The 20,019-nt window shown below is 65.9% G+C and carries 23 protein-coding genes; 8 read left to right on the top strand and 15 right to left on the bottom strand.

What is annotated here, in order from left to right:
- Positions 1-89 precede the first annotated feature (89 nt).
- The 5 genes from VAE54_RS07225 (at position 90) to VAE54_RS07205 (ending at position 2,132) form a co-directional block, all read left to right on the top strand.
- A complete protein-coding gene (locus tag VAE54_RS07225; protein ID WP_322801275.1) occupies positions 90-836 on the top strand; it encodes a hypothetical protein in 747 nt (248 codons plus the stop codon).
- Positions 837-882: 46 nt separating this feature from the next.
- Positions 883-1,113 carry a hypothetical protein gene (locus tag VAE54_RS07220; RefSeq protein ID WP_322801274.1) on the top strand — a complete coding sequence of 77 codons (231 nt, stop codon included), beginning with the start codon at positions 883-885 and terminating at the stop codon, positions 1,111-1,113.
- 137 nt (positions 1,114-1,250) lie between these two features.
- Entirely contained in the window at positions 1,251-1,442 is a 192-nt protein-coding gene (locus VAE54_RS07215; protein ID WP_322801273.1) for an ATP-binding cassette domain-containing protein, read from the top strand.
- A gap of 136 nt (positions 1,443-1,578) precedes the next feature.
- Positions 1,579-1,743: a hypothetical protein gene (locus VAE54_RS07210; RefSeq protein WP_322801272.1), complete on the top strand. Its 165-nt coding sequence runs from the start codon at positions 1,579-1,581 to the stop codon at positions 1,741-1,743.
- Between the two features lie 173 nt (positions 1,744-1,916).
- Positions 1,917-2,132 (top strand): hypothetical protein, encoded by a 216-nt coding sequence (locus tag VAE54_RS07205; protein WP_322801271.1) that lies wholly within the window; start codon positions 1,917-1,919, stop codon positions 2,130-2,132.
- A 97-nt stretch (positions 2,133-2,229) separates the two neighbouring features.
- Here the strand turns inward: VAE54_RS07205 and trmFO are convergent, their stop codons facing one another.
- Positions 2,230-3,573, bottom strand: coding sequence for a methylenetetrahydrofolate--tRNA-(uracil(54)-C(5))-methyltransferase (FADH(2)-oxidizing) TrmFO (trmFO, locus tag VAE54_RS07200; RefSeq protein ID WP_322801270.1), 1,344 nt, complete (start codon positions 3,571-3,573; stop codon positions 2,230-2,232).
- A 200-nt stretch (positions 3,574-3,773) separates the two neighbouring features.
- On the opposite strand from trmFO, the gene ahcY reads away from it, so the two are divergent.
- Positions 3,774-5,045, top strand: a complete 1,272-nt coding sequence (gene ahcY, locus VAE54_RS07195; RefSeq protein WP_322801269.1) for an adenosylhomocysteinase — start codon at positions 3,774-3,776, stop codon at positions 5,043-5,045.
- 92 nt (positions 5,046-5,137) lie between these two features.
- On the opposite strand, the gene paaI is transcribed toward ahcY, so the two are convergent.
- The 6 genes from paaI to hpaE form a co-directional block, all read right to left on the bottom strand.
- Positions 5,138-5,500, bottom strand: coding sequence for a hydroxyphenylacetyl-CoA thioesterase PaaI (gene paaI, locus VAE54_RS07190; RefSeq protein WP_322801268.1), 363 nt, complete (start codon positions 5,498-5,500; stop codon positions 5,138-5,140).
- Positions 5,501-5,516: 16 nt separating this feature from the next.
- Complete coding sequence (locus VAE54_RS07185; RefSeq protein WP_322801267.1) at positions 5,517-6,884, bottom strand: phenylacetate--CoA ligase; 1,368 nt, start codon at positions 6,882-6,884, stop codon at positions 5,517-5,519.
- A gap of 127 nt (positions 6,885-7,011) precedes the next feature.
- Positions 7,012-7,809 (bottom strand): alpha/beta hydrolase, encoded by a 798-nt coding sequence (locus VAE54_RS07180; protein ID WP_322801266.1) that lies wholly within the window; start codon positions 7,807-7,809, stop codon positions 7,012-7,014.
- A 22-nt stretch (positions 7,810-7,831) separates the two neighbouring features.
- A complete protein-coding gene (gene hpaD, locus VAE54_RS07175) occupies positions 7,832-8,824 on the bottom strand; it encodes a 3,4-dihydroxyphenylacetate 2,3-dioxygenase (protein ID WP_322801265.1) in 993 nt (330 codons plus the stop codon).
- A gap of 52 nt (positions 8,825-8,876) precedes the next feature.
- Positions 8,877-10,358: a 4-hydroxyphenylacetate 3-monooxygenase, oxygenase component gene (gene hpaB, locus VAE54_RS07170; RefSeq protein ID WP_322801264.1), complete on the bottom strand. Its 1,482-nt coding sequence runs from the start codon at positions 10,356-10,358 to the stop codon at positions 8,877-8,879.
- A 53-nt stretch (positions 10,359-10,411) separates the two neighbouring features.
- A complete protein-coding gene (gene hpaE, locus VAE54_RS07165; RefSeq protein ID WP_322801263.1) occupies positions 10,412-11,905 on the bottom strand; it encodes a 5-carboxymethyl-2-hydroxymuconate semialdehyde dehydrogenase in 1,494 nt (497 codons plus the stop codon).
- Between the two features lie 107 nt (positions 11,906-12,012).
- On the opposite strand from hpaE, the gene VAE54_RS07160 reads away from it, so the two are divergent.
- Positions 12,013-12,303 carry a hypothetical protein gene (locus VAE54_RS07160; RefSeq protein ID WP_322801262.1) on the top strand — a complete coding sequence of 97 codons (291 nt, stop codon included), beginning with the start codon at positions 12,013-12,015 and terminating at the stop codon, positions 12,301-12,303.
- A gap of 104 nt (positions 12,304-12,407) precedes the next feature.
- Positions 12,408-12,689 carry a toxin-antitoxin system TumE family protein gene (locus VAE54_RS14585; RefSeq protein WP_416223784.1) on the top strand — a complete coding sequence of 94 codons (282 nt, stop codon included), beginning with the start codon at positions 12,408-12,410 and terminating at the stop codon, positions 12,687-12,689.
- Here VAE54_RS14585 and VAE54_RS07155 read toward each other — a convergent pair.
- From VAE54_RS07155 to VAE54_RS07120, 8 genes are all read right to left on the bottom strand, one after another.
- A complete protein-coding gene (locus VAE54_RS07155; RefSeq protein WP_322801261.1) occupies positions 12,686-13,432 on the bottom strand; it encodes a fumarylacetoacetate hydrolase family protein in 747 nt (248 codons plus the stop codon). The two genes, VAE54_RS14585 and VAE54_RS07155, sit on opposite strands and share 4 nt — an antisense overlap.
- A 30-nt stretch (positions 13,433-13,462) precedes the next feature.
- The gene (gene dapA / locus VAE54_RS07150; protein ID WP_322801260.1) at positions 13,463-14,356 is read right to left on the bottom strand and encodes a 4-hydroxy-tetrahydrodipicolinate synthase; all 894 of its coding nucleotides are present in this window, start codon (positions 14,354-14,356) and stop codon (positions 13,463-13,465) included.
- On the bottom strand, positions 14,353-14,853 hold the full coding sequence (locus VAE54_RS07145; protein ID WP_322801259.1) for a flavin reductase family protein: 501 nt from the start codon (positions 14,851-14,853) through the stop codon (positions 14,353-14,355). Before VAE54_RS07145 ends, dapA begins: the two co-directional genes overlap by 4 nt.
- Positions 14,771-15,616 carry an ABC transporter ATP-binding protein gene (locus VAE54_RS07140; protein ID WP_322801258.1) on the bottom strand — a complete coding sequence of 282 codons (846 nt, stop codon included), beginning with the start codon at positions 15,614-15,616 and terminating at the stop codon, positions 14,771-14,773. Before VAE54_RS07140 ends, VAE54_RS07145 begins: the two co-directional genes overlap by 83 nt.
- On the bottom strand, positions 15,600-16,427 hold the full coding sequence (locus VAE54_RS07135; protein ID WP_322801257.1) for an ABC transporter ATP-binding protein: 828 nt from the start codon (positions 16,425-16,427) through the stop codon (positions 15,600-15,602). Before VAE54_RS07135 ends, VAE54_RS07140 begins: the two co-directional genes overlap by 17 nt.
- Positions 16,428-16,489: 62 nt before the next feature.
- On the bottom strand, positions 16,490-17,569 hold the full coding sequence (locus tag VAE54_RS07130; RefSeq protein WP_322801256.1) for a branched-chain amino acid ABC transporter permease: 1,080 nt from the start codon (positions 17,567-17,569) through the stop codon (positions 16,490-16,492).
- 23 nt (positions 17,570-17,592) lie between these two features.
- Positions 17,593-18,627: a branched-chain amino acid ABC transporter permease gene (locus VAE54_RS07125; protein WP_322801255.1), complete on the bottom strand. Its 1,035-nt coding sequence runs from the start codon at positions 18,625-18,627 to the stop codon at positions 17,593-17,595.
- Between the two features lie 150 nt (positions 18,628-18,777).
- Positions 18,778-20,019, bottom strand: a 1,242-nt coding sequence (locus VAE54_RS07120; protein WP_322801254.1) for an ABC transporter substrate-binding protein, incomplete at its 5' end; no start/stop codon positions are given.

The following is a 20,019-nucleotide window of genomic DNA, read 5'->3' as shown; positions in this document are numbered from 1 at the left end:
CGCGCGGGCGGTTTTCGTAGTATACGGATCGAACCCGGACGATCGCCGAGCGCCTGGAGGGGCTGGTAAAGGAAAGGGACCGCATCCCTGTGACCATGCTCCCCACCGATCCCTACGACATCGAGCGGATCGCGGGGGATCTGGAACAGCGGATCCGGGAGGAAGGATGGGCCGATTCCGAGCTGGTGTTCAACCTCACCGGCGGCACAAAAACAATGGTCCTGGCCGCCTATCGGATCGCGGAGAGCCGGCGCGCGCCCTTTGTGTATCTCCAGAGCGAGGGAAGACGGTCCATCCTCTACCGGTATGAGTTCGGGGATCACGGCTACCGAAAGGCCCGGGATGAGGTGCTGCCCGCGTTGCTGACGATCAATGACTACATCCGGGCCCATGTGGGGCGCGATCCGGAGCAAATGCGGCCGAAGGAGGATCTGGGAGCCCGGTTCGAGGCCGCGATCCGGGATGCGTTGCAGGGGTGCGTGGATGAGGTGAAGCAGGGCGTGATCCTCGGCGGCGCGCTGGAGCTGGACCTGGTGGTGCGGCTGGGGAACCAGGTGGGCGTGATCCAGGCGAAGACGGGCGAGAAAGCGAAGAAGAAAGAGGGCCTGGACCAGTTGAACGCGGCCTGCGGGCGGGAGAACCTGGGGACCTACACCGCGAAGATCCTGACGGTCAACCAGCGCTGGGATGAAACGCTGGAGAACCTGCGGGAGCTGGCCGGGGCGTGGAACATTACGGTGATCGAGCTGCCTTCGTTTACCCCCGACTCCCCTTCGCTCTCCCCGGAGGACCAGGAGCGCCTGCGAAGGGAGGTGCGTCGGGTCCTGGGGGGGTAGGGGGGAGCCGGCGGGTTCGCCCGCGTGGGGGGTGGGAGGACGCGCGATGAGAGAGAGCCTCCGGATCAGCGAGCGCGCCTTTGGACATCCGGCCGTCCTGCTGAGCGTCCTTGTGCGGTTGCTGAATGATCACCTCCTCATCGCCCACTTCCCCTCCTTCTGGACCGGGAAGCTGAGCGATTTCGCTGGGTTGTTCTTCGCGCCCTTCCTCGTGATCCCGATCCGATCGGTCCTGGCGCATCCCCTCCGTCTGCCGGCGGCTCTGGATCCCGCCTAATGAGGCGGCCCTGGGGCTGGCGGCGCGGATCGGGATCTGGATCGGGAGCGGGAAGCGGCTGAAACGCTGGGCGGAACCCCTGACGATCTCCGGGGATGCCGATTTGGGGGGAGCTGTCTGAGGGAAGGGAGGGCGCGATGAGGGAAACGGTGCTGCGGGCGGAGGGGTTCTGCAAGGGGTTCGGTCGCATGCGGGTGGTGGAAGATCTCTCGCTGGAGGTGAAGCGAGGGGAGGTCGTGGGGCTGCTGGGGCCGAACGGATCGGGGAAAACCACCTCCTTGCATTTTCGCTCTCCAGACCCCGGCGGCGCCGATAAAGGCGGCCTTTGAAGGCTGCGGTTGAGGGTGAGGGCTTCCGCCCCGATTTCACGACGATCGGCGGCGCTGCGTTGTGAGGGAAGGAGGGCCAGCATGATTCGGACGAAGGGTAGGGGGAGGCCTGCTGTTCCTGCTGGGCCTGGTTCTGTTGCTTCTCACCATCGGCTTCGCCCTGGGCCGCCGTGCCCAGGGCGATGAGGCGCCCTGGATCAACTTCCCCATCGGCCTGCCCCTGGTCGCCGTTTTCTTCGCGATCGCATGGGCCCTCTGGACCGGCCATCGGGTCCGCCCGGTGCTGGGGGATGGATCCTGATAGCGGCGCTCATGGATTCGGTTTTCCTGGCCGGGCTCACGATCTCTATTTCTTGGGAGGTCCGTCAGTCCCCCAGCCCCCTTGCGGGTATAGGCTTCGTGGTTCTGCTGCCCTTCTGGCCGGTGGTTGTGTTCCCAATGCTGCTGGCGTGGGGGCTTCTGCGGAGGCAGAGAGTGGCCTTCGCGCCGTACGGGTTCATCGGCATCGCGTTCGCCTGGCTGGTCGCTTTCGCAGGGTTCCGGGTTATTGTGCCGGACGAAGGGCCCATAGGGTTGTTGGGCGAGTTGCGAACAAACCCGCGGGAGACGTTGCCGGTGCTGGCTTTCTTCCTGACGCCGGCCGTGTTGGCGTTGGGGCTGGCATGGACCCGGCGGGGGAGCCATCGGTGAGCGGGGGCCGGGGAGGGCACCCTCGGTTCCGGCCCGTCTCTCCGGGCGTTTTTCTTCCCTCCAGGGTGGGCCTCCGGAGCTTCCCCGGCGAAGGGGATCAACGCTCTATATGGCGGTCCTCTCCGCTCTCCGCCCAGAAGCGCTCCAGATCTTCCAGGGCCCGGCGCGCGTAGGCGAGGGCCCGCGCCCGCTTATCCCGGGGCGGTCGCTCCAGGGGCGGCAGCAGCCCGAAGTTGGCCTTCATGGGCTGGAAGTCCCGGGGGTCCGCACGGGCCAGATAGTCGCACAGGGCCCCGATCATCGTGGTGATCGGGAAGATCAGCGGTGGCTGGCCCTTCAGCAGGCGGGCGGCGTTCACCCCGGCCACCAGCCCGGTGGCGATGTTCCCCACATAGCCCTCCGCGCCGGTGATCTGGCCGGCGAAGAAGAGGTCCGGTCGCCCCCGGAACTGCATGGTCGGCTCCAGCAGGGCCGGCGCGTTGATGTAGGTGTTCCGGTGCATCTGGCCGTAGCGGAGGAACTCCGCGTTCTGCAGGCCCGGGATCATGCGGAACACCCGCCGCTGCTCCGGCCACTTGAGGTTGGTCTGGAACCCCACCATGCTATACATCGTCCCCGCCCGGTTGTCTCGCCGCAGCTGGACCACCGCATAGGGCGGGCGGCCGGTGCGGGGGTCGATCAGGCCGGTGGGCCGGAGCGGGCCGTAGGCCAGGGCGTCGCGCCCCCGCTTCGCCAGCACCTCGATGGGCAGGCAGGCCTCGAAAAACCGCGGGTCCTCCCGCTCGAAATCCCGTAATTCGATCGTCTCCGCATGGATCAGGGCGTCCACAAAGGCTTCGTATTCTTCTTTCGTCATCGGGCAGTTGATGTAATCCCCATCGGGCTCCTGCCCCCGGCCATATCGGGAGCCCTTGAAGCAGATGGTCATATCGATGGAGTCGGCGGCCACGATGGGCGAGATGGCGTCGTAAAAGTAAAGATACTCCTGGCCGGTCAGGCGCTGGATCGCGGCGGCCAGCGCGTCCGAGGTCAGCGGCCCGGTGGCGATGATGCATGGGCGATCGGGGATCTCAGTCACCTCCTCCCGGATGACCGTGATCCGGGGGTGGCTTTCGATGTGCTCCGTCACGCAGCGGGCGAAGAGCTCCCGGTCGACCGCCAGGGCCTTGCCGGCGGGCACGGCGGTGCGGTCGGCGCAGGCCATCAGCAGCGAGCCCAGGCGCCGCAGCTCCGCCTTGAGCAGCCCTGAGGCGTTCTCCAGCTCGTCCGAGCCCAGGGAGTTCGAGCAGATGATCTCCGCCAGCCATCCGGTGGTGTGGGCGGGCGTGAGCCGATAGGGCCGCATCTCATACAGCCGGACGCGGATGCCCCGCTGGGCGGCCTGCCATGCCGCCTCCGACCCCGCCAGCCCTCCGCCGATCACGATAAGCTCCGCCGTCACCGCGGATCCTCCTCTTCGGAATCTCCGGCATCCTATCTTTACATCATATCACGGCCTGGCCCCCAAAGTTTGAGGGAAGGAGCTGGATAGGCATCCGTGGGGAAAAGCCATATCGGGGAATCAGGGTTCCTTCCCCGCCAAATTGATAGCGATACAATAGGGGGATGGGTCTTCCTGAAATCTTTCCCGCGGAGGAATGGATGAACGGCAAGCCTTTCGACGTCAAGGACCTTTCTCTGGCGGAGCAGGGGATGCGGCGGATCGAGTGGGCGGATCGGGAGATGCCCGTGCTACGGCGGATCCGGGAGCGATTTGCGCGCGAGCGCCCCCTCGAGGGGATCCGCATCTCCGCGTGCCTGCATGTCACCACGGAGACCGCCAATCTGGTCCGGGCACTACAGGCCGGCGGGGCGGAGGTGGCCCTGTGCGCCAGCAATCCCCTCAGCACCCAGGACGATGTGGCCGCTGCCCTGGTGCGCTTCTTCGAGGTCCCGGTTTTCGCCATCAAGGGGGAGGATACAGAGACTTACTATCGCCACATCCAGTCGTGCCTCGCCCATCGCCCGCACATCACCATGGACGACGGGGCGGACCTGGTGAGCATGCTGCACAAGGAGCGCCCGGGATGGATGGCGGAGATCCTGGGGGGCACCGAGGAAACCACCACCGGGGTGATCCGCCTGCGGGCCATGGCCCGGGAGGGCGTGCTCGCTTACCCCATCATCGCCGTCAACGACGCCATGACCAAGCACCTCTTCGATAACCGTTATGGCACCGGCCAGTCGACGATCGATGGCATCCTGCGGGCGACCAACATCCTGCTGGCCGGGCGCGTGGTGGTGGTGGCCGGCTACGGCTGGTGCGGCCGGGGGATCGCCATGCGGGCCCGGGGGATGGGCGCTCATGTCATCGTCACCGAGGTGGATCCCCTGCGAGCTCTGGAGGCGGCGATGGACGGCTTCCGGGTGCTCCCGATGATGGAGGCGGCGCGGGAAGGGGATCTCTTCATCACGGCCACCGGCAATATCCACATCCTGGACCGTCCACACTTTGAGGTGATGAAGGATGGGGCCATCCTGGCCAACGCCGGGCATTTCAACGTGGAGATCCACATCCCGGCCCTGCGGGAGATGAGCGTCGGGGAGCCGCGGCGGGTGCGGGAGTTCGTGGAGGAATACACCCTGAAGGACGGGCGCCGGATCTACCTTCTGGCCGAGGGGCGGCTGGTGAACCTGGCCGCCGCCGAAGGCCACCCCAGCGCCGTGATGGACATGTCCTTCGCCAACCAGGCCCTCTCGGTGGAATACCTGGTCCGCCACGGCCGCTCCCTGGAGCGCCAGGTCTATCCGGTGCCCCGGGAGATCGATCAGGCGGTGGCCCGGCTGAAGCTGGAGACCATGGGGATCCGGATCGACCAGCTCACCCCGGAGCAGGAGCGCTACCTGGCCTCGTGGGAAGAGGGGACATCGTAGGGCAACTGCGAATTGTGGCCCCTTGTATTCGCGAACTTGCGCCGACCCACTATCGCCTTCATGTAGAGTAGGGCAACTGCAAAGCAGTTGCCCTACTCCGCGAACCGGTGAACCCATCCGGTGAACACGGCCACCAGCTCCCCGTCCCGTCGCACCTCCACCCGATAGAGGGCAGCCCGGCGGCCGCGGTAGATCTCCTCGGCCACCGCTTCCACTCGCTCCCCCGCCTGGACCGGGCGCAGGTATTCCATATGAGTGGAGAGAGCCACGGCGCGGACCCCGTGGGAGTTCGAGGCCAGGGCGAAGGCGGCGTCCGCCAGCGTGTAGAGGAAGCCGCCGTGGGCGGTGCCGTGCCGGTTGAGGTGCTCCGGGCGCACCCATCCCCATACCCGAGCCCGCCCGGGCTCCAGGATCTCCGCCTCCAGCCCCAGGGCGTTCATGAAGGGATCGCCCATGGCCCATCCAGTTCCCTTATGCGTCCTTCGGCCGCATGTCCACCACCCGCCGGAGCTTCCCGCCTTCGCTCCGGGGCAGGGTGTTCGGCGGGACCAGGGTCACGTTCACGTGAAGGCCCAGGGCCTCATCCAGGGTGTGGTTCACCTTCTCCCGCAGGCGCTGCACGGCCTCCACGCTCTCGAACACCTCCCCGGCCAGCAGTTCCCCCCCGACCTCGCGGAAGAACGCCTCGGTGACCTCCACCTTCACCTCCAGCTGGTCCAGGCGGCCCTCCCGGGTGACCACCAGCTGGTAATGGGGCGCCAGATGAGGCAGGCCCACCAGCGCCGCCTCGACCTGGGAAGGGAACACATTCACCCCGCGGATGATCAGCATGTCATCCGTGCGCCCGAGCACCCGGGACATGCGCACGAAGGTCCGCCCGCAGACGCAAGGGGTCGGATCGATGGAGGCCAGATCCCCGGTCCGATAGCGGATCACCGGCATGGCCTCCTTGGTGAGCGTGGTGAAGACCAGCTCCCCCACCGTCCCGGGCGGGACCGGCTCGCCGGTGGCCGGGTCAATGACCTCCACCAGGAAGTGGTCCTCAAAGATATGGGAGCCGTTCTTGGCCTCGATGCACTCGTTGGAGACGCCGGGGCCGATGACCTCGCTCAGGCCATAGATATTGACCGCGTGGACCCCCAGTTTCTCCTCGATCTCCCGGCGCATCCCCTCGGTCCATGGTTCAGCGCCCAGGATGAAGACCCGCAGGTTGAGGTCGCCCGGCCGGTAACCGTTCGCCAGGAGCGCGTCGGCGATGACCAGGGCGTAGGATGGCGTGCACGCCATCACGTGGGTCCCGAAGTCCTTGAGGATCATCAGCTGGCGGCTGGTGTTGCCGCCGGAGACCGGCACCACGACCATCCCCAGCTTCTCCGCCCCGTAGTGCATCCCCAGGCCGCCGGTGAACAGGCCGTAGCCATAGGCGTTCTGGAACACCTCCCCCGGTCGCGCGCCGGAGAGCACCAGGCACCGGGCGCACACCTCCGCCCATACCTCCAGGTCGTTGCGGGTGTAGCCCACCACCGTGGGCTTCCCGGTGGTCCCCGAGGAGGCATGGATGCGGATCACCTGGTGGAGCGGGACGGCGAACATGCCGAAGGGATACGTTTCCCGCAGGTCGGCCTTGGAGGTGAAGGGGAGCTTCACAATGTCCTGCAGGTGCCGGATGTCCGACGGTTTCACCCCGGCCTCGTCCATCTTCCGCCGGTAGTGCGGGACCCGGTGGTAGACGTAGTCCACGATGCGCTGGAGGCGCTCCAGCTGGAGCCGTTCCAGCCGGTCCCGCGGCATGGTTTCCATCTCCTCATCCCAGTACATCGGCTTCGCCTGCACCGCCATGGGCCCCTCCTTTCCCGATACGGATTTGCTCAATCCAGGGCAGTCGCTCATGGGAATCCATGTCCCTCCGCGAGGGAGGGTCACGATTCCAGAGCGACGCCCGTGCGTCTCCTTTCCCGTGCCCCTCTCAGGGGCCATCGGGGAGAGCCCCCTGACTGCCCCGGGGGATCCCCAGTTCGTCCCAGAAGGCCTGCACGGCCTCCAGGAAGGCCTCGAAGCGTTCCCGGATGAGGTCGTGGCCAGCCGCCGGGAAGATCACCAGATGAGCGTGAGGGATCCAGCGGGCCATTTCCACCGTTTGCTCGATCGGCGTGATAGGGTCGTTCTCACCGATGAGCAGCAGGGTGGGGACGCGGATGGCCTGGAGGTCCTCAGGCCGGAAGTCCGGCCGGTGGCGATCCTCCTCCTGCCAGCCGCGCAGGAGCATCCGGACCCGCTCCTCGGAGCCGTGCCAGCGCACCATCGCCGCCCACCAGGCGGGCTCTTCCCGGCGGATCCGCTCCGGATCCCAGAAACCGTCCCCGCGGGTGCGCAGGTTCCGCACCGTGTAGTGGCTGCCGATGAGCACCATGGAGCGCACCCGCGCCGGGTGGCGGGTCACCAGATAGAGGGCGGCGGAGGCCCCCCCGCTGAAGGCCATCAGATGGACCGCGGGGATCCTCAGGTGATCGAGCAGCAGGGCCATGTCATCGGCCATCTCCCGCAGGTCGAGACGCCCGCTGGGGTTGGTGCTCCCCCCATGCCCCCGCAGGTCCGGCCCGATGAGATAAAACCGCGCCTTCAGGGGCTCCAGCGCTCGTCCCCATGTGGCCCGGAAGGTGCTGCAGGCGTTGTGGAGCAGCAGCATGGGCGGCCCCTCGTGCGCGCCGCCTTCTTCCCAGGCGATGGTCAAACCCTCCCCGAATGTCTCCTGTCGACGCACCATGGCTGCCCGTCGGAAGGAGGCCTCAGGTCACGAACACCGGGCGATCTACGAGCATAGGCTCCCGCACTGGCATCCACTCCCCGGTGAGAATGTGAGCCACCCGAGAGGCCTCTTCGAACCACGATCGGGGCGGGATGTGGCCCCAGAAGGTGGCCCGGCGCGGATCGTTGATCGACCAGCGGATGGGCTCCCAGTCGGGATCCGGGATGATGTAGTCGTTTGTGTAGAGCTCGATGCGATTGCCGTCCGGATCCCGGAGGTAGAGAAAGAAGGCGTTGCTCAGGCCGTGGCGGCCGGGGCCGCGCTCGATCGCCCCGCCCATCCCCCGGGCGGCCAGGATGTCACATGCGCGCAACACGCTCTGGGTGTCGGCCACCCAGAAGCCGATATGATGGAGGCGGGGGCCGATCCCGTTCATCAGGGCGATGTCGTGGACGTTCTGCTTGCGGTGGAGCCACGCCGCCCACAGCCGGGGCGGATCCTCCTCGGTCACCGTGTATTCCGAGCAGTAGAAGCCCAGCTCCCCCGTCCACCAGTCGTAGGCCTCCTGGACGTTGGGGACCTGGCAGTTGAAGTGGTCCAGGCGCATGATGTGGGCGCCCCGATAGAGGTCGAAGCGTTGCAGCAGCCGCTCCCGCCGGGCGATCTCATGGAAGAACTCGATGGGGAGGCCGGTGGGATCCTGCACGCGAAGGGCCCGCCCCTGGCCGGCCTCCTCCTCCTCAGGGGCCAGCCAGCGGATGGGACACCCGGCCCGCCCATATAAATCGGCCAGGCGATCGAGGTCCGCTGGGTCCGCAACACGGAACGCCAGATGGGTGACCCCCGGGCTGTCCGCCTTCTTGAGGATCAGGCTGTAGCGATCGCGCTCCTCCAGGCCGCCCAGGTAGAGGCGATCCTTCTCCCGGGCGACTTCCACAAACCCCAGGGCCTCCACATAGAAGTCCCGGGCTCGCTCCAGATCCGTGACGCAAAGCTCGGCATGGGCTGCACGGGTGATGGAGAACACCCCCATGGATCCCTCCTGGTTTCTGAAAGCCCTCAGGAGGAGAAACCGCTGGGCGAGATCACAACCCGGCTTCCTCCGCCTGAGCGAAGGCCTCTTCCTTCATTTGCTTCAGGAACTCCCGCACCTTCTCCATATACGGCGTGCGGTCGTGCTTCTGGAAGATCACGCCGGCGATGCGCACCGGGTCGCCGAAGTAGAACCGCTCATACTGGACCTGCCGCCCGGCGAAGGCCGAGAGGGCGGCGTCCCAGGCCAGGCGGAACAGGGGGATGCGGTCGTAAGCCTCCGCCCGGGCGGCCTGGAAGTAGCGGCGGATGTCCTCGACGAGCTCCGGGTTCTTCATATCCTCCTCGGTGACTGTGGCGATGATGCCGCTGGCCGAGAGCTGCTGGATGATCTCCACGATGCGCGGATACCAGCGCATATAGAGATTGCGGGCCGCGTCCAGGGGCGGCCAGGCCGGCCGGAAGGCCCCGAAGGCGTCCTTGTGGGCATCCGCCTCCGCCGCCCGCAGCAGCGCCTTCATCGTCTCCAGATAGATCCAGATCTCGGCGACCTTCTCCTGCACGTGCTGGAAGCTCTCGATGCCGATGGCGTCGACGATGAGGGAGGCCAGGCCCAGGAAGAACTCCGTCTTGGCGATGTTCTTCACCACCACCTGATGGGCCATCCCCACAATGGCCCCGGTGGCCGCATAGGCCTGATTGGCCCGCTCCACATCCCGGTAGATGAAGACCCGTTCCCATGGGACGAAGACGTCGTGGAAGATCACCACCGCGTCCACCTCATCGAAGCGGGAGCCCAAGGGATGATCGAAGGGCGAGCGGCCGTAATCCAGGGTCTCCCGGCACAGGAAGCGCAGGCCGGGGGTATCGCATGGGATGCCGACGGCGTAGCAATAGGGGGCATCCTCCTCGGTGTTGCGCAGCAGCGTCGAGGGGAAGACCATGATCTCATCCACCGCGGGGAGAGTCGCCAGCATCCGCGCCCCGCGCAGGATGATGCCCCCGTCGGTCTCCTTCACCACCCGGGCCGCCAGGTAGGGATCCGCCTGCTTCGATGGGCCCACCGCCCGGTTCGCCTGGGGGTGGATCAGGGTGTGGGTAAGGCAGAGGTCGTTCTCCCGCAGGTATTCATAGTAACGCCGCATGTTTTCCGCGAAGGCCGGCTCCTTCTCCCCCAGGAAATCCGCCCCGGAGGCGTAGTAAGCCATCGCCCGGTTCAGGTAATCGGGGGTGCGGCCCATGAAGCCGAAGTGGGCGTCGGCCCAGACCTTCATCATCCGGCTCACCCGCCGCACATCCTCAGGGGAACGAGGGATGAGGAACGAGAGGCCTACCTTTTCGCCCGTCGTCGGCGATTCATAGAGGCATTCCTCGGCTCGCTCCCACTGAAGGTCATAAAGCCGGGCCATCGAATGCAGTCCCCGGGCGAAGGCCGGGTGGGAAGTTGGATCCTCGATCCGCTCCCCCCGATGCCAGAGATCCCGGGGATGCTCCCGGATCCGTTGCAGGAACTGCGCGCCGGTTCGTGCGCCCATTCTTCAGCCCTCCCCCTGCTGGAGCTCCTGCGAAGGGAACTGTCCGACGCGGCTCACCGCCCCACCCCCAGCCGTGGGATGCGGGGCGGGGTCAGGGCCACGTGGATGGTCATCACCTCGGTGTAGAACTCGAAGCTATAAAAGCCGCCCTCCCGGCCGATCCCGCTGTATTTCGCGCCGCCGAAGGGCGTGCGGAGATCCCGGATGTTGGGCGCGTTGATCCACACCATGCCGGTTTCCATGGCCTGGGCCACCCGGTGGGCCCGGACCAGATCGCGGGTCCAGATGTAGGCGGCCAGGCCGTATTTCACCCCGTTAGCGATGCGGATGGCCTCCTCCTCGGTCTCGAAGGGGAGGACCACCAGGACGGGGCCGAAGATCTCCTCCTGGGCCACCCGCATCTCCGGCCGCGCGCCCACGATGACCGTGGGGGCAAAGTAGTTGCCCTCGGGGAGATCGGGCGGCCGGTCGCCGCCGATGGCGATGGCCGCCCCTTCCGACCGGGCGACCTCCATATAGCCCCGCACCCGCTGCCAGTGCTCCGGGTGGATCAGCGGGCCGACCTCCGTTTGTGGATCGAAGGGATCGCCCACCCGGATCGCGGAGACCCGATCCAGCAGGCGTTCCAGAAATTCATCGTAGATCGCCCGGTGAAGGAGCAGGCGGGAGTTGGAGGTGCAGCGCTCACCGTTGAGAGAGAAGGCCTGCCAGATCACCCCATCCAGGGCCTGCTCCAGGTCCGCGTCCGGGAAGACGATGGCGGCGTTCTTGCCCCCCAGCTCCATGGAGTAGCGTTTGAGGGTGGAGGCGCCGTTGCGCATGATCTCCATCCCCGTGGTCGTCTCGCCGGTGAAAGAGATCAGCTGCACCCCCGGATGGGCGACCAGGGGAGCGCCCGCCCGCTCCCCGAAGCCGTGGACGACATTGAAAACCCCGGGGGGGAGATCCGCCTCCTGGATGATCTCCGCGAGCTTATGGGCGGAAAGGGGGGACCATTCCGCCGGCTTCAGGACGCAGGTGTTGCCGGCCGCCAGACATGGGGCCACCTTCCAGGTCTCCAGCATGAACGGCGTGTTCCATGGGGTGATCAATCCCGCCACGCCCACCGGCTTGCGGATCGTGTAGTTGAGGAACTCGCCATCTTTGGGGTAGGTCTCCCCGGTGATCCGGGTGGCCATCTCGGCGAAGAAGTAGAAGTTCTCCGCCGCGCGGGGGATCGCGCCCTTGCCGGCCTGGGTGATGGGCATGCCCACATCCAGCACTTCCAGGTAGGCGATCTCCTCCGCGTGCTTCAGGATGAGGTCGCCGATGCGGCGGAGATAGCGGGCCCGCTCGGCGGCAGGCAGGCGCGGCCACGGCCCCTCATCGAAGGCCCGCCGGGCCGCCCGCACCGCCCGATCCACATCCGCCGCCGTCCCATCGGCCACGATCCCGATGGGGCGATTGGTGGCCGGGTTCAGCGTCTCAAAGGTCCCCCCCTCGAGGGCATCCACAAAGGCGTTCTCGATAAAGTGGCGGACGACGTAAAGTCCATCGCGCTGTTCCATGGATCCTCCCCCCATTGAATCTCATGGGGCTGGCCGGCGAAAGATTTGACTCCTTTCTGGATCTGGACTACGCTTCTGCGTGAAGCGATTTATGAGAGACACGGATCATGTCCCAGCAGGTTCGTATCACCAGCCCGACAACGATCCCCCTGAAGCCTCTGATCGAAGCCGCCCTTCGGGATGAGGCGCGGCTTCTGGAATGGGGTATCCGCCGCACTCTGGAACGCCTCCGCCGCTTCGAGGCGCATTATGGGATGTCCTCAGAGGAGTTCGAGCGGCGCTTCCAGGCCGGCGAGCTGAACGACCATCCGGATTTCATCGAATGGGCAGGCGAGCTGGCTTTTTATCGCCTCCTGATGGCGCAACGAGATGCTCTCCTGGGAGCTGATGTGCATTGACGCCCGACGAATACTTTCAAGAAATCTCGAGATATATTGCTAATTTCCCGTTTTCTTATTCTTTCTCTATCGAATTTGATAAACGAAGCGCTCAACTCGCTTTTGTGCGAAGAGATATTTATTTTATCGACGGATCGACTTTGTTCTTCAGAGAGTTTATTGTTTTTGAGCCAGAATTAAGGCGATTGATGTATTCTTATCATTTTCAGAGCAGCGAAGGTGCTCTGGTTTTTCGATATGACAATGCCCCTCACTTTCCGAGTCTGCCCAACTTTCCTCATCATAAGCATGATAAATCAGAAGATCATGTCTTGCCCTCGGATTCGCCAGATTTAAGAACAGTTCTCGAGGAAATTAGCGATTACTTTAGGAGATATTTCCGCTAACTATCCTCGATTACCGGATTCTCCAGGATGCCGATCCCCTCGATCTCCAGGCGCATCACATCGCCGGGCTGCACCGGCACGATGCCGCGGGGGGTGCCGGTCCAGAGGGTGTCCCCGGGCTCCAGGGTCATGAACGAGCTGATGTAGGCGATGAGCTCGGGGATGCGGTGGATCATCCGGGAGGTGTGGCCTTCCTGGGCCAGGCGCCCGTTCACGTAGAGGCGCAGGGCCAGGTTGTGCGGATCGGGGATCTCATCGGGGGTCACCCACCACGGCCCCATGGGGCCGAAGGTATCCTGGCCCTTGGCCCGCACGGGCGGGCGGTAGAAATTCCCCACGAAATCCCGGGCGGTGACGTCGTTGCCGATGGTGTAACCGCCGATCACCGCCCAGGCGTCCTCCGGGCGGATCCGTCGGCAGCGCCGGCCGATGATCACCACCAGCTCGACCTCCCCGTGCAGCGTCTTCACCCCTTTCGGATAGCGCACGGGAGCCCGATGGCCGATCCACGTGTTGGGGGGCTTGAGGAAAAGGGCGGGCTCCTCCGGCGGGGCGATCGACAATTCCTCGGCGTGCTCCCGATAGTTGAGGGCGAGGCCGATGGCCTTGCTCCCGGGCGGCACCGGTGGGAGCCAGATCACGCCCTCTGGATCGAAGGCCCGCCCGTCGGCCACCAGCTTCCCTTCCGGGGTGACCTCCCCCTCCCAGATTCGCCCTTCCGCCGCAAACCGTGCGATCCGCATCGCCCCCTCACCACCTCTTTGCCGCCTGAGTTATGAGATCAGCCCGTATACGCGCAGCACCTGGCGCAGCCGCTCCACGTTCTCCGGCCGCATCGGCGCCAGGGGGAGGCGGACCTCCGGGGAGATCCTCCCCATCATCCCCAGGGCCGTCTTGGCCGGCACCGGGTTGGTCTCGATGAAAAGGGCGTCGTTCAGCGGCAGCAGCTCGTAGTGCAGATCCTGGGCCTCGCGCCAGCGGTCCGCCGTGACCAGATCGTAGAGCCGCGCCACCCGATCCGGCAGCACGTTCCCGGTGGCGCTCACATAGCCAGCCCCGCCGATGGCCAGCACCGGGAAGCACAGCAGCTCGATCCCCGAATAAACCCGGAAGTCCCGCCCCATGCGGTGCAGCAGCCGGTTGATGTGCTCGAAGTCTTTGTTCGCCTCTTTGATCCCGATGATGTTGGGACACGCCTCTCGCAGCCGGGCCACGGTGTCGATCTCCAGATGGACGGCCGTGCGCCCCGGGATGTTGTAGAGGATCACCGGGAGATCCACCCGCTCGGCGATCCCCTTGAAGTAGCGGAAGAGCCCTTCCTGGGAGGGCCGCACGTAGTAAGGGACCACCACCAGCAGGGCGTCGACGCCCGCCGCCTGGGCGGCCTGGGAGAGCCGCACTGTCTCCTCGAAATTGTTCGTGCCGGTCCCTGCGATCACCGGAACACGGCCCCGGGTGACTTCCACGGCCAGGCGATAGAGGCCCACCCGCTCCTCAAAGGTGAGGGCGCTGGGCTCCCCGGTGGTCCCGGTGATCACCAGCCCGTGGGATCCCGAGGCGATCTGCCATTCGATCAACCCGGCGAACCCCTCCCAGTCCACCGCGCCGTTCCGGAAAGGGGTGACCAGGGGCACCAGGGAGCCGCGCAGGCGATCCGTGGCCTTCATGGCGCGCCTCCTCCGTTCAGGGCCAGGCGTCGATAGGCGCCCTGGAAGTAGAGCAGGGGGGAGCCTTCACGGAGGATCCCGGCGTCTTCCACCAGGCCCAGATAGATGGTGTGATCGCCTCCCCAATAAGCTCCCGCCACCGTGCAATCCAGGTAAGCCAGGGCGTCCTCCAGGATCGGCGCGCCGGTCACCGCCGCCCGGTGGACGAGCCCTGCAAACCGATCGGCGGCCGGGATCCGACCGGCGAATCGTTCGGAGAGCTCCGCTTGATCTTCGCTCAGGAAATTGACGGCGAAGCAACGCCCCTTGCGGAGCAGCGCCTCGCTCCGGCTGTCGTTCTGGATGCAGACCAGGACCAGCGGCGGGTTCATCGAGACGCTGGTGAACGCGGTGGCGGTGAGGCCGTGGATCTGCTCATCCGCTCGCATGGTCACCACCGTGACCGTGCTCGCCCATCGCCGCATCACCTGACGCAGCTGCTCGGGGGAAACGGGCATGGACGGCCACCTCCGTCGAAGAGGATGGAAGCGGGATGGAACCTGAGGAGCCTCCCAGGTAAGCGGCCTGGAGGATGGGATCGGCGAGGAGATCAACGGCCGCCCCCTCTCGCACGATCCGCCCCGTCTCCATGATATAGGCGCGATCGGCGATCCGCAGCGCCTGACGGGCGTTCTGTTCCACCAGCAGGAGGGTCAGGCCCTGTTCCCGGAGGGCGCGGAGGATCCGGAAGAGCTCCCGGACCAGGAGGGGGGCGAGGCCCAGGGAGGGCTCATCCAGGAGCAGCACCCGGGGTCGGGCCATCAACCCCCGCCCGATGGCCAGCATCTGCTGCTCACCCCCGCTAAGCGTTCCGGCCACCTGTCGCCGTCGCTCCTTCAAGCGAGGGAAAATCTCGAAGACCCGTTGCAGATCTTCCTCCACCGCCTTCCGCTCCCCCCGACGGAGGCGCAGATAAGCCCCCAGGCGGAGGTTGTCCTCCACGCTCATCGAATGGAAGAGCTGGCGTCGCTCCGGGATCTGAACCAGCCCCAGGGCCACAATCCGTTCTGGGGGCCATCCGGTGATTTCATGCCCGTCAAACCGGATCCGCCCGGATCGAGGCCGCAGCAATCCGCTGATGGCTCGTAACAATGTGGTCTTCCCCGCGCCGTTCGCCCCGATCACGGCCACCACCTCCCCGGGGTCCACCCGCAGGGAAACCCCCTGGAGCGCCCGGACCGGGCCATAGGTCACTTCCAGATCCTCAACCTCGAGCCGCATCCCACACCTCGTCTTCCTCGCCCAGATAGGCGGCGATCACCCGGGGGTCCTGACGGATCGCTTCCGGCGAACCCTCGGCGATTAACCGACCGTAATCCAGGACCGCGATCTCGTCCGCCAGCCCCATCACCAGGTTCATATCGTGCTCCACCAGGAGCACCGTGATTCCTTCCTCGGGAAGGGAACGGATCAGCTGGGCCAGTTGAACCTTCTCCGCCGGATTCAACCCCGCCCCGGGCTCATCCAGGAGCAGGAGTCGGGGGGAGGCCGCCAGGGCCCGGGCGATCTCCAGGATCCGCTGCAGGCCTAACGGCAGGCTCTCCGCCGGACGGTCCGCCCATGCCGCCAGGCCCACCCGCTCCAGGATCCTCCATGCTCGGGCCTGCGCTGCCTGCTCCTCCTGTCGGGCCCGGGAGGTCTGAAGGATCGCTCCCAAGAGGCCGCTCTGGCCGTGGCGGTGCCCGCCCACCAGCACGTGTTCGAAAACCGTCATACCGGGGAACAGCTGCACATTCTGGAACGTGCGGGCGATCCCCAGGGCGGCGATCCGATAGGGTGGAAGCCCGACGATGGAGCGCCCCTGGAAGCGGATGTCCCCTGAGGTCGGCTGTAGCATCCCGGTGATCAGGTTGAACAGCGTGGTCTTCCCCGCCCCATTGGGGCCGATCAACCCCTTGATCTGGCCCGGCCGCACACCAAGCGAGACCTCCATCAGGGCCATTAATCCCCCGAAGGCCTTGGAGACCCGGAAGATCTCCAGCAACGGCACTTCGGATCGCTCCCCTGTTCCATCCGGGCTGACGTGCCACATCGGCGCTCTCACCCCGCGTGATCCTTCGATCGCCTCAAGACCCGTTGCTTCGCTCTGCATCCCTACTGAGGGCGTAATCCCATGCGGCTCCGGAACCAGCGGAGCCCTCCCGTGGTCAGTCCCTCGGGCAGGAACAGCATCATCAGCACCAGGATGGCGCCGAAGGCGATGGCCTCAAATTCCCCCTGGGCATTCGGGATCACCCGGTGGAGCTGGGTGCGCAGCGCCTCCTGAACCAGCAGGATGGCCAGCGCCCCGAAGGGCGCTCCCCAGATGCTGGCCATACCGCCCACCGCGGACATCACCACCAGCTCCAGCGATGGGCCGAATCCGAAGGTGGCCGGGATCACGGTGGTCTGAAAGTGGGCGTAGAGGCTCCCGGCCAGGGCGGCCATCGCCGCGCTGAGGCCAAAAATCTGGGCTTTGTAGTGAGGAACGGGTATCCCCACGCTCTCCGCGGCCATCTCGCTGCCGTGGATCGCCCTCAGCGCTCGCCCCACGCGAGAATGAACCACCCGCAGGCCCAGGGCGATGGCGCCGAAGGCGAAGAGCCAGACCAGGAAGTAATAGCGCCATGCCGGCCAGAGCAGGACCTCCCCCAGCCGCAGGCGGGGGATCCCCTGGATGCCATCGAAGCCGCCGGTGAGATTCAGATGAGGCAGCCCCAGGTTCTCCCGGAGCAGGATATACACCACGATCCCCAGGCCCAGGGTGGCCATCGCCAAGTAGTGGCCCCGCAACCGCAGGATCGGACGTCCGATCCCATAAGCCGCCAGGCCAACCAGCAAGGCGCTCCCCAGCATCACCAGCCATGGCCACCACCAGGCCTCCGCCAGCGCAGGGGGTATGCCCAGCGCGCGGGCGCGCACCGTCAGGATGGCGGAGAGAAAGGCCCCTATCCCGTAGAAGGCCGCCTGCCCCAGGGAGACCTGTCCCGCATACCCCATCAGGAGATTCAGGCCCACCAGCACGATCGTGAACAGACCGACCCGGATCATGGTGTCCAGGGTGAGCAGCCCCCCGGTCAGGGCCGGCAGCGAGAGCCCCATCGGTCGGAAGGCCTCCAGCCCCCCGATGGCGAGGATCAGCGGAAGTCCGATGGCGAACCCGATGGCGTTCGAAGGGAATCCGGCGCGACCCATTCCGTGCATCCCTCTCGCTGGATTCAGGCCCGTTCCACCTCTGCCTCCGTCCCGGCGAAGCCCTGGGGGTGAAGCAGGAGGACCAGGATCAGGACCAGGAAGGCGAAGAGATCTTTAAAGCCGGCCACCGTAACTCCTGCCCACAGATTCTCCAGCGCCCCCAGGAGCAGGCCCCCCAGGACCGCTCCGGGGAAGCTCACCAGCCCGCCCATGATGGCGGCCACAAAGCCCTTCAACCCCAGCTCCAAACCCATATCGTAGGTGGCCCGGGTCACTGGACCCAGGACGATCCCGGCGATGGCGCCCATGGCCGCTGCCATGCCGAACGCCAGGGTGCTCATGGTATCCACCGGGATGCCCATCAACCGGGCCGCCAGGCGATTCACAGCGCACGCCCGCATCGCTTTGCCGACGACCGTGCGTCCGAAGAACAACCCGAGGGCCAGGAGGGTAACGATGAGGGTGCCAGCGATCCACAGGCTCTGAGCCTTCACCCGTACCCCGCCGAAGCGAAAGGTGGGATCGGACAGGCTCAGGGTGGTGAAAGAAGGCAGGACCTTCGCGTAGGGCCCCCAGAGCAGGAGGGCGCCGCCCTGGAGCACCAGATATACGCCGACCGTGATGATGATCCGGGTCAGGGGGGAAGCACGACGGGACGGATAGAGGGTGAGCCGCTCGATCGTCATCCCCAGCGCCCCCACGATCCCCACGGATAGGAGCGCGGCCAGGGCCAGGCGGAGGCCGGGAGCAGGAGGCCACTTCTGTTCATAGAAAAACGCCGTGAGCATTGGGCCGAGCATCACGAAGGCGCCCTGGGCGAAGTTAATGACCCCTGTGACCCGATAGATCAGCACGAAGCCCAGGGCGACCAGCGCGTAAATGCTTCCCCCACGCAACCCATCCAGGACGAACTGGAGATACTCCAGCGCGCCGAAGCCATGGCGCTGGCCCAACAGGATCAGAAAGGCGATCATCCCCCCCACCGCCACGGTGATCTGCGCGTGTCGGGCGCCTTCCAGGGCTCGAACCCTTTTTCCCCCACGCCCTTCTCGAATCATGGACCATCTATGCGATTTTGATCCTGCTCGCCAGCGGATTCTGGAGATGGGGGGGCTGGCCCTTTGGCAGCCCGCAAGTCTCCGAACCCGTGCTTCATGCTCCCCAGAATTCGGGCCAGCCCTTCCCCTGAATTCCGAGCCGGATACGCCCTACTTCCATTGCTCCTTCGGAAGGATCTGGAACTTCCCGTTCTTCACTGCGACCATCACAAAATCCGTGTAATTGAAGCCCAGGTGATCCTGCGGGCTCAGATTGAAAATCCCGTGGGTGCCTGGGAAGTTTCGCAGGCCTTCCAGGGCCTCGCGGGCCTTTGCTCGCTGTTCCGCGAGGGGCAGGCCATCCGGTAGGGTCTTCAGGGCGGCGATGGCCCATTGCAGGGCATCATAGGCATGGCCGGCGAAGGTGCTGATGGGTTCCCCTTTGGTGAAGTCCTGATAGGCCTTGATGAAGTCCAGATTCAGCTTCTTCACCGGGTCCGCGTCGGGCAGCTGATCCGCCACCAGGATCTTGCCGCAGGGCATGACCGTGCCTTCCGCTGCTGCCCCCGCGTTCTTGATCAGGTCCGGGCTGCAGGAGCCGTGGCCATGCACAATGCGGATATCGGGCAGGGCGTCCCGCACGGCCACGTTCACCAGGGCCGAGGCCGGCGGGATGGAGCCGATGACCACCGCCTGGCACCCGCTCGCCTTCACCTTCTCCACCTGGGGGAACTCCGTAGCGGTGCGCTCGAAGGCATCGCCATACACGATCTCGATGCCTGCCTGGGGGAAGATCGCCTGTGCGCTGGCGAAGGTGTCCTTGCCGTAGGCGGTGTTCTCGTAGAGATGGCAAACCTTCGTCACGCCCACCGCCTTCAGGTAGTCCGCCTGCATCTGGGCGGAGTGGAGGTTTTCGGGCACCGGCTTGAAAATCCATTCGCGCATCTTCTTCGTCTCGGGGTTCTCGATGATGGAGCGGGCGGAGGCCATGGAGATCATGGGCACCTTCGCCTCCGTGGCAATGGGGACCATGGCCAGGCTGGGGCCGCTCAGGGTGCCGGCCACCAGGAGCACCACGCCTTCCTGTTCGATCAGACGCCGGGCGACGCTGGCGGCGGTATCGGTTTTGCTTTCGTCGTCGAAGATGAGGATCTGCACCTCGTGGCGCACCCCATCCGGCCCAACGATCCCTCCCTGGGCTTTCAGCCGCTCCTGAACCAGCTGGGCGACGTTTCGCTCGGGGACGCCCAGGCTGGCTCCGGGCCCGGTGATGGAGGCGATGAAGCCGATCTTATAAGGGGCTCCGACTTTCGGCGTCGGTGCGGGCGTGGGAGGAGCAGTGCATGCCGCCAGCAGAACCACAATCACGCTGATCGTCAGCCAGGTATACCGGTTCATAGGCCCCTCCTCTCC

This window comes from Thermoflexus sp. (assembly GCF_034432235.1).
Classification (GTDB): Bacteria; Chloroflexota; Anaerolineae; order Thermoflexales; family Thermoflexaceae; genus Thermoflexus.
The sequence above is the reverse complement of the archived record's forward strand: the minus strand, read 5'-3'. Positions and strand labels throughout refer to the sequence as shown.